The following is a 16,293-nucleotide window of genomic DNA, read 5'->3' on the forward strand; positions in this document are numbered from 1 at the left end:
AGGAGCGAATGGAAAAACGGGTACTGGTGCTGAATCTGGATCATACGCCAGTAGGCATTGTCAACGTGCAAAAGGCACTGGTACTGACTTTTCTGGAAAAGGCAACTTCACTGGTTCATTTTGACTACCTGGAAATCCGTACCGTCGACCGTATTTTTCCGTATCCGGCTGTCATCCGACTGTACGAGTACAAAAACATTCCCTACAAGGGGGTGATGCTGAATCGAAACAACCTGTTTAAGCGGGATCAGCATACCTGTCAGTATTGTGGTGGCGATAAGCGTTTGACGCTGGACCACGTGATTCCCCGGTCAAAGGGAGGAAAGAGCAGTTGGAAAAACCTGGTCACGGCCTGCCACCGCTGCAATACCTTAAAGGGGGACAAGACACCGGAACAGGCAGGCATGACGCTGCGCACCCTACCGTTCCGGCCTACGCTGTCTTATTTTTTAGCAGAATATGCCGAACGGCATGCGGCCGAGTGGTTGCCCTTTCTGGAGGTCAAGCCAGTGGGCTAGTTTTGGAACAGGCATAGAAAGAACTTGATTTTTTGTGGATTACCCGTTTCTATTGGTAAAATAATTCGTAAATTTGCAGTCCGTTCGGGTGAACGGTTCCTCCATCGCGGGGAAATCCGAAATAAAACCTCAGCCAGATGACCCTAAGGCTGTTGAAAATCAGGGTTGTACTAAGTAATATGTCAAATCAAGAAGAGTTTAACTGGGAAAAATTCGAAACCAAAGGTTTTGGAGAAGGCTATACCAAGGCTGAGCGGGCCGAGATGGAAAAGCTGTACGACAAGACCCTGACGGAGATCACCGAGAAGGAAGTCATTACCGGTACGGTAGTGGGAATCAACGACAAGGACGTGATCATCAACATTGGTTTCAAATCAGACGGGCTGGTTCCGTTGAACGAATTTCGTGACCTTGAAGACCTGAAAATTGGCGACGAGGTGGAATTGTTCATTGAGGAGCAGGAAAATTCCCTGGGGCAGTTGGTCCTATCCCGCAAGAAAGCAAAGATGGTCAAAGCCTGGCAGACCATCGAAGAGGCATTGGAAGAAGACAACGTGATCGAAGGTTTGGTGAAGCGACGAACCAAAGGCGGATTGATCGTGGACATCTACGGTGTGGAGGCCTTCCTTCCCGGATCGCAAATTGATGTGAAGCCTATCCGTGATTTTGATATCTACGTGGGCAAAAAGATGGAAGTGAAAGTGGTGAAAATCAACCATGCCAATGACAACGTGGTGGTTTCCCACAAAGTATTGATAGAAAAAGACCTTGAAAAGCAGAAAGCCGAGATCCTAAACAACCTGGAAAAAGGTCAGGTACTCGAAGGCGTGATCAAAAACATGACCAACTTCGGTGTATTCATCGATTTGGGTGGTGTAGACGGACTGCTGCACATTACCGATATCTCCTGGGGCAGAATCAATCATCCCGAAGAAGTGCTTAACCTGGACGACAAAGTGCAGATTGTGGTACTGGACTTCGACGATGATAAGAAGCGAATTTCCCTGGGCATGAAGCAATTGACGCCGCATCCATGGGATTCCTTGTCAGCCAGTCTGGAAGTCGGATCTAAGGTGAAGGGTAAAATTGTCAACGTGGCCGACTACGGAGCATTCCTTGAGCTGGCGCCCGGTGTGGAAGGCCTGATTCACGTGTCTGAAATGTCCTGGTCTCAGCACCTGAGAAACCCAGCCGACTTTGTGAAAGTAGGAGACGAAATCGATGCCGTGGTACTGACCATGGACAAGGACGAGCGCAAGATGTCGTTGGGCATCAAGCAGCTGACCGAAGATCCCTGGACCAAGGCAGAAATGGGCGAAAAATACGCCATCGGTACCAAGCACAAAGGAATCGTGCGTAACCTTACCAACTTCGGCCTGTTCCTGGAACTGGAAGAGGGAATCGATGGTCTGGTTCACGTGTCCGACCTTTCCTGGACCAAGAAGATCAAGCATCCTTCCGAATTTGTGAAGGTGGGAGACGAGTTGGATGTCATTGTTTTGGAATTGGATCTAGATAGCCGAAGGCTGGCCCTTGGCCATAAGCAGCTGGAGGAAAATCCATGGGATACTTTCGAGAGTGTGTTCCCGATCGGTTCTAGCCACAAATGCTCCATTATCTCCAAGAACGACAAAGGTGCCGTATTGGAGTTGCCTTACGGGCTCGAAGGCTTCGCTACTGCCAAAAACCTCGAAAAGGAAGATGGAACGCAAGCAGAAGCGGGCGAAAGCCTGGATTTCCGGGTAACGGAATTTTCTAAAGACGACAAACGCATCGTACTTTCCCATACGGCGACTTTCAAAGAGGAAGCCATGCCAAAAGCAGCTCCAAAGAAAGCGGCTACCGGCGCCAAGAAAAAGACTACCGGATCCGATAGCAGTGCCGGAGCGGAAAAGTCCACCTTGGGGGATTTGGATGCCTTGTCTGCATTGAAGGAAAAGATGGATCAGTCCAAAAAGTAATCGAGCAATCGATTGGTATACAAAAGCGCTTTCCGGAAACGGTTAGCGCTTTTTTTGTTCTCTTTTTTCTACCAATGGGTACTTTTTTTGGCAAAAATTCCTTCCCGTTAGCCGCCAAGAGTTGACGCGTACCCGGGAGGAGAAACAAAAAAAAGCACCCTTTTTGGGGTGCTTTTCGGAGGTCGAGAGCGGATTCGAACCGCTGTACAAGGTTTTGCAGACCTCTGCCTAGCCACTCGGCCACTCGACCTGATTTGTAATCGAAGCGCAAATTTAGGGATTAAATACTCCCCATTCAAATCAACCGGTTAAAAAATATTATTTTCAATGAAAGCCCCTGTTTTTTGCGAATATTTTGATCCGGAGCCGGCCTTTGTATCCCCTGGTAATTATATTTTGCAAATTATGTGCAAATAGCTTTATTTATATTAATTCTAAATTAATTGGTTGGCCGCAACCTGTTTTGTAATACATTGAAATACAAAGAATTACAATCATTTTACAATTTTTAACCAATCAGCTACCCCCCTTCGCAGCAAGTTTGAAAAATAGAAGTTGGGTAGTACATTTGTGGGGAATTTGAATTGCACTGAGATAATCTGAAAAAGTATACATAACTATGTCGATCAAACGCTCATTATTAGGGGTTTCCTTTCGCGTATTCCACCTGATGGTCCTTATCTTCCTCTTTATGGGGTTGCAGGCCTACGCGGTGGACCCTGAAGTACCGGATAGCGAGGACGCTATCTCCGCGGGTCAGTCTATTTTCAATGCCAACTGTAAAACCTGTCACAGGCTGGATCAGAAATTAATCGGTCCCGCATTGCGAGGCGTTACCGAACGGAGGGAGCTAGACTGGACCAAGCGGTTTATCCTCAACTCACAGGCAGTGATTCAGAGTGGAGATGCGACAGCGGTTGCGCTCTACAAAGAATACAACAATGCCGTCATGCCGGCACACGACTTTTTGAGTGATGGGGACTTGATGAACCTATTGGCCTACATCGAGTACGGCGACAAGGCAGACCCCGAGGCTGCGGCCAGTGCGGCAGCAGGCGGGGCAGCAGCGGGGGGCGGTTCCGGAGGAGGAATTCCCAGTGAATACCTGACCATTATTTTGGTGGTCCTGGTGATCGTCCTGATTTTGGTGCTGGTGGTGCTTGGGTTGATCGTGTCGGTACTTACCAAATACATGAACAACAGCGACAAGCTGGATGCCGACGACAAAGAATTTATTAATCAGAAAACCGATTACCTATCCATATTGAAAAGTGATGGGTTTATCGTGATCGTCACCACCATTGTTTTGGCCTTTGTGGTCAAAACAGCGGTTGATGGCTTGTACACCATTGGCGTGCAGCAGGGATACGCTCCCTCTCAGCCCATTGCGTACTCCCACGAGCTGCATGCAGGACAGTACGAAATCCCCTGCCAATACTGTCACACAGGTGTAGAGATCGGCAAGTCAGCGAATATTCCTTCTGCCAATATCTGTATGAATTGCCACATGCATATTCAGAATGTCGGAGGAAAAGAGGGCATTTCTCCGGAAATTGCCAAAATCTATGCAGCCGTGGACAACGATCAGCCCATCGAGTGGGTGCGGGTCCACAACCTACCCGATCTGGCCTACTTTAATCACTCCCAGCACGTGGCCGTGGGCGGTGTGGAGTGCCAGACCTGCCATGGTCCCATTGAGGAAATGGAAGTGGTGTACCAACACAGCTCCCTCACCATGGGCTGGTGCATCGATTGCCACCGCAATACGGAGATAACCACGCAAGGCAATGAATATTACGATAAACTCGTGCAGTTGCATTCCGAATCCAAAGATGCCTTGAAGGTCAAGGATATTGGTGGACTGGAATGTGCGAAGTGTCACTATTAAATCTTTACGAACCTTCTTTTCTTTAATATACAATGAAAGAAAATAAAAAGACATATTGGAAAGGCTTAGAACAGTTGACAAACGATCCCGAGTTTGTAAAACATGCCGATCAGGAATTTCCGGGTTTTACTTCCAAAAAAGGCCAGGCCGAGGATAACGGATCTTCCCGAAGGGATTTTTTGAAGATGATGGGATTTAGTGTGGCAGCAGCTTCTTTGGCCGCTTGCGAAGCTCCCGTGAGAAAAGCCATCCCCTACGTTAACAAGCCCGTTGATATCAATCCATCTGTTCCCAATTATTACGCATCTACCTTTGCCAATGGCGGTGATTATGCTTCCATTGTGGTAAAAACAAGGGAAGGGCGTCCCATAAAGATCGATGGAAACACCCTTTCTCCCATTACGGGAGGCGGCACCAACGCCATTGTGGAGGCTTCGGTGCTTTCCTTGTACGATAAGGCCAGACTGACCGGTCCTCAAATAAACGGACAACCCGCCGAATGGACTGCATTGGACGTGGAATTGGGTAGCAAACTGGCATCGGCTGGCTCCATCAAAATCGTTGCGAATACGATCCTCTCCCCAAGCACCGAACGTGCGATCGAGCAGTTTGCTGAACGGTTTGGGGACGTGGATTTGGTTACCTATGATCCAATTTCCAACTACGGCATTACCCGGGCCAGCGAATCTTTTTATGGTTCGAAAATATTGCCTTCGTACTACTTTGACCGGGCGAAGGTCATTGTAAGTTTTGGTGCAGACTTTTTGGGCAGCTGGATTTCTCCCATCGAATTTGCCCGGCAATACAGCAAGGGTAGAAAAATTTCAAAAGACAAACCAGAAATGTCCCGGCATTTCCAGTTTGAATCCAACTTATCCCTTACCGGAGCTAATGCAGATTACCGCAGCCCAATTAGCCCTTCCCAAAGCGGACTGGCGGTATTGTCACTTTATAACCTGCTCGCCAAAAAGGCCGGGTCCGGCACTGCTGGGGGCGCATCAGTGGATTTGCCCTACCTGGCAAAAGCAGCCGATGAACTATGGGCCAGCCGCGGAAATTCTCTGGTTGTGTCCGGGTCCAACGATCCGAACGTGCAGGTGGTCATCCACGCGATCAACGAACTGTTGGGAAATGCCGGTACTACCGTAGATTTTCAACATCCGGTCCATTTCCGCAAGGGTGACGATCGGCGCATGAATCAGCTGATCACGGACCTGAACGGTGGACGTGTGGGAGCAGTTATTTTTTACAATTGCAACCCAGTCTACGATTTTGGTGGTGGACAGGCCCTGGCCGAAGGGATTGCCAAGGCGAAAGTGTCGGTATCCACCGCTGAAGTGAAAAACGAGACCGCCTCGCTGGTGCAGTACCTGGCGCCGGATCACCATTACCTGGAATCCTGGAATGATTACCTGCCGAAGAAAGGCATGTACAGCCTGGCTCAGCCAACCATTTCTCCTTTGTTTAATACCAGACAGGCGCCCGAAAGCTTTTTGAAATGGGCCGGAAATACGACTTCTTATTACGATTTTATCCGTGAAGCCTGGCAAGCAGTACACGAAGGATTGGACGACGGTTCCGATTTTCAAACTTTCTGGGACAAATGTCTGCACGACGGGGTCTATCAGGCTCCGGAAGTAGAAGGTGCCGAAGAAACGACGGTTGTCCCTAGTGGAGACATTGCAGCAGCGGCTGCGGCCATAGGCAAAACCTATCAGGCGCAAGGATCTGGATCCGAGTTGGCCGTATACGTCAAAACCGGTATTGGTTCCGGAGCATTTGCCAACAACCCCTGGTTGCAGGAAATGCCGGATCCGATTTCAAAGGCTACCTGGGACAATTACCTCACGGTATCCCAAAAATGGGCCAATGAGAACGGCTTGCAGATGAAGGAGGGAGCCACGCAGTTGGCGAATGTTTCCGCCAATGGGGTTTCCTTTACGGTTCCCGTATTGGTGCAGCCTGGACAAGCGGATGGTACCTTCGGGCTGGCGCTTGGCTACGGGCGTACGGCTGCCGGTAGGGTCGCCGACGGATTGGGTGTGAATGCCTACGCTTTGTTGAACAGCAGCAAGGGCTTTGTCAACTACGACCTGACCGAAGGGGTGAGTGTGAGTCTTAGTGGAGAAGCGTACAGCATTGCGCAGACCCAGACGCATCAGACGTACATGGGAAGGAGTTTTGTCATACAAGAAGCTACCCTGGGCGAATACAAAGAAGACGCAAGTGCCGGAAGGTATCATCCGGAAATATACAAGGATGGAGAGTTTGTAAAGCCAAGCAAAATTTCGCTGTGGTCTGGACATAAATACAGCCAACATCACTGGGGATTGGCTATTGACATGAATTCCTGTACCGGATGTTCGGCGTGTACCGTCGCTTGTCAGGTGGAAAACAACGTGGCCGTTGTTGGGAAGCAGGAAGTGCTTAATCGCCGGGAAATGGCCTGGATCCGGATAGATCGGTACTACAGTTCGCCGGAAGCTGCCAGTTCCAACAAGGAATTGGAGCAGGCTGCTGACAACCCGGAAGTGACCTTCCAGCCCATGATGTGCCAGCATTGCAATAATGCACCTTGCGAAACAGTTTGCCCGGTTGTGGCGACCACGCACAGTTCCGAAGGCTTGAATCAAATGACGTACAATCGTTGCATCGGTACCCGTTACTGTGCCAACAACTGTCCGTATAAAGTAAGGCGATTCAACTGGTTCAAGTACCACGACAACAAGCAGTTTGCGGGTGTGAATACGGCTCAAAATGATGATTTGGGCAAAATGGTTCTGAATCCGGATGTAACGGTGAGAGCCAGAGGGGTGATGGAAAAATGCTCCATGTGTGTACAGCGTATTCAGGCGGGTAAATTGACTGCCAAGCGTGAAAACCGAAAGATCAAGGATGGAGATATTAACGTGGCTTGTGCCGTGGCTTGTCCTTCCGAAGCGCTGGTTTTTGGTGACATGAACGATCCGGAGTCAAAAGTTTCCCGCATGCTGAAGATTGAAGAGAATTCAACCGAGGCGATCAAGGAGGTCAATGAGGAACGGGCTTATCACGTGCTTGAGGAAATCAATGTGAGCCCGAACGTGTGGTACTTTACCAAGATCAGAAATAAGGACAAAAACGAAGCTTAAAAAATAAAACGATAAACTATGCAGGTTACTTCACCCGTACGCGATCCGCTGGTCACCGGCGGTAAGACATACAAGGACGTCACCAATGATATTGCCAGGCAGGTCGAAGGAAAGCCTACCGTCGGTTGGTTGCTTGGATTGGCGGTGTCTTTAGGTGCACTTTTGATAGGCAGCTTGGCCCTGGTGGCTACCCTTTGGGAGGGCATTGGCATGTGGGGGCTTAACAAGACCGTAGGCTGGGCCTGGGATATCACCAATTTCGTTTGGTGGGTCGGAATCGGCCACGCAGGTACCCTTATTTCGGCGGTTTTGCTTTTGTTCAGACAGAAATGGCGGACATCGATCAATCGGGCCGCAGAAGCCATGACGATTTTCGCGGTTATTTGTGCGGCGCTGTTTCCCTTGATTCACATGGGTAGACCTTGGATCGGTGCCATTTGGGCATTGCCTCTGCCAAACACGTACGGGTCGCTGTGGGTGAATTTCAATTCTCCCCTGCTTTGGGACGTATTTGCTATCTCCACCTATTTTTCCGTTTCACTTGTCTTTTGGTACATCGGGTTGATTCCGGACTTCGCCACGATTCGGGATCGGGCGACGGGTTTGCGCAAGACCATTTACGGGGCGTTGAGTTTTGGATGGGACGGGGCTGCCAGTACCTGGATGCGGTACGAAAGTGTTTCGCTGATTCTGGCTGGTTTGGCCACGCCTTTGGTACTTTCGGTACACACGATTGTGTCCTTTGACTTTGCTACTTCGGTGATTCCTGGATGGCACACCACCATTTTCCCTCCTTACTTTGTGGCAGGGGCGATCTTTTCCGGGTTTGCCATGGTACTCACGCTGATGATTGTGACCCGAAAAGTATTCAAGTTGGAAGATTACATCACCATCGGCCATATAGAGTTGATGAATATTGTAATCATCATTACCGGGTCAATTGTGGGGATCGCCTACATCACGGAATTCTTTATCGCCTGGTATTCCGGGGTAGCGGCTGAGCAGTATGCGTTTGTAAACCGGATGTTTGGTCCCTATTGGTGGGCCTATTGGTCCATGATGACCTGTAACGTGATTTCTCCACAGCTTTTCTGGTTCAAAAAGATCCGGACTTCGATCGTAGCGACATTTATTCTTTCCCTGGTTGTAAATATAGGGATGTGGTTTGAGCGTTTTGTGATCATCGTCACTTCGCTACACCGCGACTACCTCCCTTCTTCCTGGGTGATGTTTTATCCGACAATCACCGATGTGGGCGTTTACCTCTTTACCTTTGGCTTCTTTTTTACCGCGTTTTTATTGTTTGCCAAATTTTTCCCAGTGATCAATATGGCAGAGGTAAAGTCAGTTTTGAAATCTTCATCTGAAAAAAAACTTAACTAATCATGGAAAGAGACAAGCATTTTATTCTGGGGGTCTTTGATGATGAGGACATTCTGCTGAATGCCGTTAGAGAGGTACGCGCCACTGGAATCCGAATTCACGAAGTATTTTCCCCGTATCCGGTTCATGGACTGGACGAGGAACTGGGTTACAGAAGAAGCCGTCTTCCCATTGCCGCTTTTCTGTTTGGACTTTTGGGAACCACCTTGGCCTTGACCATGCAGTTTTATATGATGAAATTCGACTGGCCGATGATCATCGGTGGCAAGGACCACGCAGCTTTTCCGGATTTTATTCCCGTTACCTTTGAGCTGACCGTATTGTTGGCAGCTTTTGGGATGGTCGGGGTGTTTATGATTAGCAGTAACCTAAAGCCCTGGGGACAACCCCGGATTTTTGACCTGAGAAGTACCGATGATAAGCACATTATGGCCATCGATGTCGCCACCAATGCTTCCTTGGATATGGAAAAAATCAAGGATGCCTTGAAGAGCTCCGGCGCCACGGAGGTGAATAGTAAAAGTTTTGACTAAGTAATCGCTATCAAATGAAACGAGTAACATCCATATATAGCCTGGCAGTGGTCGGTATCGCACTTGGAATGGTTTCCTGCAGTGCCGAAGGAGACTATCCGGGAACAGAATACGCGCCTCAAATGTATCATTCCGTCCCTTACGAGCCGTTGAGCCAGATTCCGAACGAAGAAGAAGGCATGTGGCTTTCTAACCGGGAAGATGGTAAGGGAGAGTTTTACAATAGTAACCCCAACAATCAACACAAGATGAACATGCGTATGCCTGTTCCCAATACGGTACCGAGAGATCCACGAGGTGTATTGCCCTACCGGCTGCGGGTAGCAGACTTGGAAGGCGCTGCATTGGTAGAGAACCCCATTGAGGTGGACGATCAGGTACTTGCTGAAGGAAGGGAATTGTACGTACAGTATTGTTCTTCCTGCCATGGTACCGGAGGAGAAGGTGACGGAAAGGTCGGAGAAGTGATCGGAGGTGTAGCCAATTTGAAAGGAGGCGCCTATATCAACCTACCGGAAGGTCATATTTTTCACGTGATCACACACGGCAAAGGTAGAATGGGTGCACATGGTTCGCAGATTACTGCTGACAGAAGGTGGAAAATCGTACACTATGTTAAACAAGAAATTCAGACGCAATAATGGCACAGGCAAACAACTACAATTTGGATCAGAGATTTGATTTTACCGCTTCGGTAAAGAAGGTTATTTTCATTCTGGGTGGCATTGGTGCCTTGCTGTTGGTGATCGGGATTCTTTCCGCTGCTTTAAGTGGTGGTCATGGAGCGGGAGAAGAGGGCGGACATGCCTTTCATTGGACCAAGCGTCTTTTTGCCAATATCTGGATTAATAATGTGTATTTCACCGGAATAGCGATAATTGGCGTCTTTTTCTTTGCGATCCAGTATGCGGCGCAGGCGGGCTGGTCCACGGCATTGCTACGAATAATGATTTCTTTCGGGTATTGGCTACCGATCGCAGCTGTCTTGATGCTTGCCACCTTTTTCGTAGCCAACCACGACCTGTTTCATTGGACGCATAGTTATGTATTTGACAAAGCCGACCCGGCCTACGACCGCATCATCGATGGAAAAGGAAATTTTTTCTATTGGCCGATGGAAAAAGGGACCTTCCCGATCTTTTACATCGTTCGGATGGTGGTGTTTTTTGGCTTTTGGGTGTTTTTCTTTAATAAATTGAAGTCCTTATCTTACGAAGAAGACCTACAGGGTGGTACCTCGTATTGGTATACCATCCGAAAATGGTCAGCCATTTTTCTGGTTTTCTTTGCTGTTTCTTCCTCCATAAGCGCCTGGGACTGGGTGATGTCCATTGATACCCACTGGTTTTCGACGTTGTTTGGATGGTATGTTTTTGCATCCTGGTTTGTTGCCGGCTTGTCTGCCATAACCTTGGTCACTATATTCTTGAAGGACCAGGGATACCTGGAAATGGTCAATCAAAATCACATCCACGATCTTGGAAAATTCGTTTTTGCTTTTTCTATTTTTTGGACCTATATCTGGTTTTCTCAGTTCCTGTTGATTTATTATGCGAACATTCCAGAAGAGTCAGTGTATTTTATAGAAAGGCTCTCCAGTGACGTGTATGGACCGTATATATTTGTAAACATTGTGTTAAACTTTGTTTTACCCTTTCTTGTTCTTATGACAAGAGATGCAAAAAGGCATAATATCTTCTTGAAACTGGTATGTACGCTGATAATTCTTGGGCATTGGATTGATTTCTTTCTGATGGTTCAGCCGGGAACACTCGGGCATAACGGTGGCGTTGGATTGATGGAGTTGGGAATGTTACTGGTTTATGGTTCTGCTTTCGCTTTTGTGGCGCTCAGTAATCTCTCCAAGCACAACCTGATCGCCAAAAACCATCCCATGTTGGAAGAAAGTTATCATCATCACATTTAATTACATTCCGAAACAGTTATAAATTATGTACGGACTTCTTATTTCAATAGGTGTATTACTTCTGATTCTGGTAATCTGGATGGTGTACAGAATTCAGACCCTGATTTCGGTTGCCAAGGGTTCCGATAAGAAAATAGCGACCACCAGTAATAAAGTAAATGCGGCCTTGTTCATGTTGTTTCTCATTGGAGCAGGTGGGTTGATGGTTTGGTATTCTATCAAAGAATTTGATAATTACCAACTACCGATTGGCTCTGAACACGGCATTGTCACGGATCGTCTGTTTTGGATTACCATGGCCGTTACCGGTTTTATCTTTATCCTTACCCACATTTTGCTGTTTTGGTTTAGCTATCACTACCAATACAAGGAAAATAAGCGTGCCGCGTACTATCCGGATAACAACAAATTGGAAATCATTTGGACGCTCGTTCCGGCAGTTGTTCTGGCTGTTTTGGTTATCTCCGGATGGAAAGCCTGGTCGGATATCACAGGGCCTGCTCCTGAAGACGCCCACGTGGTGGAAATCATGGGATATCAGTTTGCATGGGACATTCGTTATCCTGGCACAGACAATCAGTTGGGCGATTACGATTACCGCTTGACAACGGCCATGAATTCCAGAGGTATTGATTTTACGGACAAGAACTCCTTTGACGATTTTCCGGCCCAAAATGTGGTAATTCCCAAAGGCGAGCCGGTATTGTTCAAGATACGTGCACGTGACGTGTTGCATTCGGTGTTTGCTCCTCACATGCGACTGAAAATGGATGCAGTACCAGGCATGCCGACCCGGTTCTGGTTCGTTCCAAATAAAACGACCGCCGAAATGCGGGCGGAATTGGGCGACGAGGAGTTTGAATACGAGATCGCGTGTACAGAAGTTTGCGGAAGTGGCCACTTCTCCATGCGAAAGACGATTACCGTTGTTGAGCCGGATGAATACCGCAAATGGATGGCAGAACAAACGCCTTTTATCAAAAGCAACCCGGATTTGGTAGCCGATTTGCCAGCTGACTTGAGGGAATTGGCGGATATTTATATTAACGAAGAATAATACTCATTGATAAACTACGTATAACATGGCAGTAGCAAACGTTTCAGCGCATGATGTGTCGCATCACGACCATCACGACCATGAGCACAAAGAAAACTTCATTACGAAGTATATATTTTCCACAGACCATAAAATGATCGCCAAGCAGTACCTGATTTCAGGAATGTTTTGGGCATTTATTGGCGGGTTTTTGTCGGTGCTATTTAGGTTACAGCTAGGTTTCCCCGAGATGGATCTTTCCTTTTTGCGGCCACTCCTGGGCGGATGGATTGATTCTAGCGGGAAGTTGGATCCGAACTTCTACCTTGCATTGGTAACGATGCACGGCACGATCATGGTCTTCTTTGTGTTGACCGCCGGATTGAGCGGAACGTTCTCAAATTTTCTCATCCCGCTTCAAATTGGCGCCCGGGACATGGCTTCCGGATTCATGAACATGCTCTCTTATTGGTTCTTTTTTATCTCCGGAGTCATCATGTTTGCGTCACTTTTTCTGGAAAAAGGGCCCGCCGCTGGCGGGTGGGTAGTGTATCCTCCCTTGTCGGCGCTTGAGCAAGCCATCCCGGGCTCCGGATTGGGGATGACATTGTGGTTGATTGCAATGACTTTCTTTATTGCCTCTTCGTTGTTGGGTGGTATCAATTACATTACAACAGTAATTAACCTCCGAACCAAGGGCATGTCGTTTTCTCGGTTGCCGCTTACGATTTGGGCGTTTTTCCTTACGGCTGTGATTGGATTATTGTCCTTCCCAGTTCTTTTTTCGGCAGCATTACTGTTAGTGTTTGATAGGAGTTTCGGGACAAGTTTCTACCTGTCCGATATTTATATCGGAGGAGAGGCCTTGCCAAATACGGGAGGTAGTGCTGTATTGTATCAGCACCTGTTCTGGTTCCTGGGCCACCCGGAAGTATATATTGTCCTTTTGCCCGCTCTTGGAATCACCTCCGAGATCATTGCTACAAATTCCAGGAAGCCAATATTTGGTTACAAGGCGATGATCATTTCCATGTTGGGCATTACGATTTTGTCTTTCGTGGTTTGGGCACACCACATGTTTGTGTCAGGCTTAAATCCATTCCTGGGCTCCATCTTTATGTTTCTGACCCTGATTATTGCGGTTCCGTCAGCGGTGAAAGTGTTTAATTACCTGACCACTCTTTGGCGAGGAAACCTGCGCTTCACACCCGGGATGTTGTTTTCCATTGGTTTGGTGTCGTTTTTCATTTCGGGTGGTCTTACGGGAATATTCCTGGGAAACTCTGCGATTGACATTCAGTTACACGATACCTACTTTGTGGTAGCGCACTTCCATCTGGTGATGGGTTCTGCCTCTTTCTTTGGGATGATGGCTGGTATTTACCATTGGTTCCCCAAGATGTTTGGTCGCATGATGGATGAAAAATTAGGGCATGTTCATTTTTGGCTGACCTTCGTTGGTGTGTACATGGTGTTTTTCCCCATGCACTATATTGGTATCGCGGGTTTTCCTAGAAGGTACTATAGCTGGACGAATTATTCGTTCTCAGATATGTATACCGATCTGAATATGTTCGTATCGGTAGCGGCGATTGTGACATTTGGTGCACAAATGATTTTTGTCTTTAATTTCTTCTATAGCATGTATAAAGGAAGAAAGGCGAGCGCTAACCCCTGGCAGTCAAACACACTGGAATGGACGACGCCGATCAGCCCAGGGCATGGAAACTGGCCGGGTGAGATTCCTGCTGTGTACCGATGGCCGTATGACTACAGCAAGCCGGGAGCTAAGGAAGATTTTATCCCTCAAACGGTGCCTCTTTCCGCTACTCCTGAATCAAACCTGCCACATGAAAATAAGCTGGTGCAATTAGAAAAAGAGATTATGGCGGAGGAAGGTGACGTGTTGGTAGCCGATGAATCAAAAGGATCGTAAACGAATAAGCAGCTTCCGTCGGATCAGTTTGGTTACGACGGTTGCTGTTTTCTTTCTTATTTTGGTAGGCGGGATTGTTCGTAGTACCGGAGCCGGTATGGGCTGTCCCGATTGGCCAACCTGCTTTGGTAGCTGGATACCTCCGACTTCAGAGGAACAGCTTCCGGACGATTATGCGTCGGTCTATGTGGCCCAGCGGGTGGCTAAAAATGAGCGGTTTGTTGCGTTGCTTGGCGGATTGGGCTTTTCTTCCCTTGCGCAGCAGATTGAAGAAGACGATTCGATCTTGCAGTCCGAGCCATTCAATGCAACGAAAACCTGGATCGAATACATTAACCGACTAATCGGTGTCGTTATCGGCTTCCTGATCGTCTTGACTTTCCTGCAATCCATACGGCTTAGAAAAATTGATTTAACTGCAACGCTTTTGTCTTTCCTGGCGTTGGTTCTGGTTTTCTTTCAGGGTTGGCTAGGTTCCATTGTCGTGTCGACCAACTTGCTGCAGTGGATGATAAGCGTACACATGATTGTGGCATTGGTTTTAGTTTGCCTATTGTTGTACATTTACTTCCGTTCTGGAAGATTGGTTCATTTTGGTGAGGTGTTGGATAGGCAAGATGTGGGTCCGGACGAGCGGAGTCGGGTCCGGTTTTGGCTTGGCGTAGGGATTCTTTTGATGTTTGTGCAGGTAGTTTTGGGAACGCAGGTGCGCGAGCAAATTGACCTGATAGCAGTGGAGTTGGGTTACCAAGATCGCTCATTGTGGATTTCTCGATTGGGCAGCAGTTTTTACATTCATCGCTCGTTTTCGTTGGTATTGATTGGCATGCACGCCTATTTGTTGTTTCGCATCATTCGATCCGGAGGCTGGGAGAGCGGGTTAATAAACCGATTTAAGTGGCTGGTAGGATTGATGCTTACCGTGGTGCTTTCAGGCGTTGTGATGGCTTATTTAGGTATCCCGGCGTTTGTTCAACCCCTGCATTTACTGCTGGGGTCGTTGATAATTGGATTTCAATATTACCTATGGCTGGAAATGGGTGTTGTGGCCCACCAACCTAAAAAGAATGTTTTGGTATGAGTACGCTAGATATATCGGATAAATTGGTTTTTGATGCCTGGAAAGTGCGGTACCGGGCATACATGGACTTGCTCAAGGTACGGCTTTCAGCGCTGGTGACGTTCTCTGCGGTGTTTGGGTTTATTCTCGGCCATTCCGGTCAGGTGTTTTCCTGGACAACGTTTTTTGGGTTGATTGCAGGTGGCTTTTTGGTTAGTGGAGCTTCGGGTGCGGCCAATGAAATCATGGAGCGGGAATACGACAAACTTATGAAGCGGACGCAAAATAGGCCCCTTCCGTTGCAGTTAATTTCCGTCAGGGAAGCGTATTGGTTTACTAGTATCGCTGCGGTAGCCGGTGTTCTTTTGCTGGCGTATTTTACCAATTGGCTGACGACTGGGTTGGGCGTATTAAGCATGGTGTTGTACGTATTTGTTTACACACCCTTAAAACGCGTAGGGCCCATAGCGGTGTTGGTAGGCGCGGTGCCCGGGGCGATGCCGCCTTTGTTGGGGTGGACAGCGGCTACAGGGGGAATCTCTTACGAAGCATTGATTATTTTTGGTATTCAGTTTATTTGGCAATTTCCACACTTCTGGGCTATCGCCTGGGTGAGTGACGAGGATTATAAGAAAGCAGGATTTAAATTGTTGCCATCCGGTGGCCAAAAGGATTTGAACACCGCAATACAGATCATGATTTACACCTTGTTTCTGCTGCCTTTAGGTTTATTGCCGACCTATTTTGGGTTTACCGGGTTGAATTCCGGAATTGTGGCTACTATTTGCGGGGTGTTATTTTTGGCGCAAACCTTCTCACTAATGCGGGATTGTTCCAGAAAATCTGCATTAAAGATCATGTTCGGTTCCTTTTTGTACTTACCGATTGTACAAATCGCTTATTTATTGGATAAAATTTAG

The 16,293-nt window shown here is 47.8% G+C and carries 12 protein-coding genes and 1 tRNA gene; 12 read left to right on the forward strand and 1 reads right to left on the reverse strand.

All coding sequences use genetic code 11. The annotated features are described in order from the left end of the window. Positions 1 to 8: 8 nt before the first annotated feature. Complete coding sequence (locus BMW71_RS08610; protein ID WP_092172818.1) at positions 9 to 518, forward strand: HNH endonuclease; 510 nt, start codon at positions 9 to 11, stop codon at positions 516 to 518. 179 nt (positions 519 to 697) lie between these two features. Beyond that, on the forward strand, positions 698 to 2,479 hold the full coding sequence (rpsA, locus tag BMW71_RS08615) for a 30S ribosomal protein S1 (protein ID WP_092172164.1): 1,782 nt from the start codon (positions 698 to 700) through the stop codon (positions 2,477 to 2,479). 179 nt (positions 2,480 to 2,658) lie between these two features. On the opposite strand, the gene BMW71_RS08620 is transcribed toward rpsA, so the two are convergent. After that, a tRNA-Cys gene (locus BMW71_RS08620) sits at positions 2,659 to 2,729 on the reverse strand. Between the two features lie 369 nt (positions 2,730 to 3,098). Between BMW71_RS08620 and BMW71_RS08625 the strand changes: the two genes are divergently transcribed. From BMW71_RS08625 to cyoE, 10 genes are read left to right on the forward strand one after another with little or no spacing between them, the layout of a single operon-like run. After that, the gene (locus BMW71_RS08625; RefSeq protein WP_092172167.1) at positions 3,099 to 4,367 is read left to right on the forward strand and encodes a c-type cytochrome; all 1,269 of its coding nucleotides are present in this window, start codon (positions 3,099 to 3,101) and stop codon (positions 4,365 to 4,367) included. Positions 4,368 to 4,399: 32 nt separating this feature from the next. Next, the gene (locus BMW71_RS08630; RefSeq protein WP_092172170.1) at positions 4,400 to 7,498 is read left to right on the forward strand and encodes a TAT-variant-translocated molybdopterin oxidoreductase; all 3,099 of its coding nucleotides are present in this window, start codon (positions 4,400 to 4,402) and stop codon (positions 7,496 to 7,498) included. A gap of 18 nt (positions 7,499 to 7,516) precedes the next feature. After that, positions 7,517 to 8,881, forward strand: coding sequence for an NrfD/PsrC family molybdoenzyme membrane anchor subunit (gene nrfD, locus BMW71_RS08635; RefSeq protein WP_092172173.1), 1,365 nt, complete (start codon positions 7,517 to 7,519; stop codon positions 8,879 to 8,881). Positions 8,882 to 8,883: 2 nt separating this feature from the next. Continuing rightward, entirely contained in the window at positions 8,884 to 9,414 is a 531-nt protein-coding gene (locus BMW71_RS08640; RefSeq protein ID WP_092172176.1) for a DUF3341 domain-containing protein, read from the forward strand. A 14-nt stretch (positions 9,415 to 9,428) separates the two neighbouring features. Next, the gene (locus BMW71_RS08645; RefSeq protein WP_092172178.1) at positions 9,429 to 10,055 is read left to right on the forward strand and encodes a c-type cytochrome; all 627 of its coding nucleotides are present in this window, start codon (positions 9,429 to 9,431) and stop codon (positions 10,053 to 10,055) included. Next, positions 10,055 to 11,341, forward strand: coding sequence for a quinol:cytochrome C oxidoreductase (locus BMW71_RS08650; RefSeq protein ID WP_092172181.1), 1,287 nt, complete (start codon positions 10,055 to 10,057; stop codon positions 11,339 to 11,341). Before BMW71_RS08645 ends, BMW71_RS08650 begins: the two co-directional genes overlap by 1 nt. Positions 11,342 to 11,366: 25 nt before the next feature. Then, positions 11,367 to 12,398, forward strand: a complete 1,032-nt coding sequence (locus tag BMW71_RS08655; protein WP_092172184.1) for a cytochrome c oxidase subunit II — start codon at positions 11,367 to 11,369, stop codon at positions 12,396 to 12,398. Between the two features lie 25 nt (positions 12,399 to 12,423). Beyond that, positions 12,424 to 14,313 carry a cytochrome c oxidase subunit I gene (locus BMW71_RS08660; protein ID WP_092172187.1) on the forward strand — a complete coding sequence of 630 codons (1,890 nt, stop codon included), beginning with the start codon at positions 12,424 to 12,426 and terminating at the stop codon, positions 14,311 to 14,313. Next, positions 14,294 to 15,394 carry a COX15/CtaA family protein gene (locus BMW71_RS08665; RefSeq protein WP_092172190.1) on the forward strand — a complete coding sequence of 367 codons (1,101 nt, stop codon included), beginning with the start codon at positions 14,294 to 14,296 and terminating at the stop codon, positions 15,392 to 15,394. The genes BMW71_RS08660 and BMW71_RS08665 overlap by 20 nt, the downstream gene beginning before the upstream one ends. After that, positions 15,391 to 16,293 (forward strand): heme o synthase, encoded by a 903-nt coding sequence (gene cyoE, locus BMW71_RS08670; RefSeq protein WP_092172193.1) that lies wholly within the window; start codon positions 15,391 to 15,393, stop codon positions 16,291 to 16,293. The genes BMW71_RS08665 and cyoE overlap by 4 nt, the downstream gene beginning before the upstream one ends.

Origin of the sequence: Cyclobacterium xiamenense (assembly GCF_900109255.1) — a bacterium.
Classification (GTDB): Bacteria; Bacteroidota; Bacteroidia; order Cytophagales; family Cyclobacteriaceae; genus Cyclobacterium; species Cyclobacterium xiamenense.

Coding starts and splice junctions, on each gene's coding strand:
- BMW71_RS08610 (WP_092172818.1), top strand. CDS start 9: ATGGAAAAACGGGTACTGGTGCTGAATCTGGATCATACGCCAGTAGGC.
- rpsA (WP_092172164.1), top strand. CDS start 698: ATGTCAAATCAAGAAGAGTTTAACTGGGAAAAATTCGAAACCAAAGGT.
- BMW71_RS08625 (WP_092172167.1), top strand. CDS start 3,099: ATGTCGATCAAACGCTCATTATTAGGGGTTTCCTTTCGCGTATTCCAC.
- BMW71_RS08630 (WP_092172170.1), top strand. CDS start 4,400: ATGAAAGAAAATAAAAAGACATATTGGAAAGGCTTAGAACAGTTGACA.
- nrfD (WP_092172173.1), top strand. CDS start 7,517: ATGCAGGTTACTTCACCCGTACGCGATCCGCTGGTCACCGGCGGTAAG.
- BMW71_RS08640 (WP_092172176.1), top strand. CDS start 8,884: ATGGAAAGAGACAAGCATTTTATTCTGGGGGTCTTTGATGATGAGGAC.
- BMW71_RS08645 (WP_092172178.1), top strand. CDS start 9,429: ATGAAACGAGTAACATCCATATATAGCCTGGCAGTGGTCGGTATCGCA.
- BMW71_RS08650 (WP_092172181.1), top strand. CDS start 10,055: ATGGCACAGGCAAACAACTACAATTTGGATCAGAGATTTGATTTTACC.
- BMW71_RS08655 (WP_092172184.1), top strand. CDS start 11,367: ATGTACGGACTTCTTATTTCAATAGGTGTATTACTTCTGATTCTGGTA.
- BMW71_RS08660 (WP_092172187.1), top strand. CDS start 12,424: ATGGCAGTAGCAAACGTTTCAGCGCATGATGTGTCGCATCACGACCAT.
- BMW71_RS08665 (WP_092172190.1), top strand. CDS start 14,294: ATGAATCAAAAGGATCGTAAACGAATAAGCAGCTTCCGTCGGATCAGT.
- cyoE (WP_092172193.1), top strand. CDS start 15,391: ATGAGTACGCTAGATATATCGGATAAATTGGTTTTTGATGCCTGGAAA.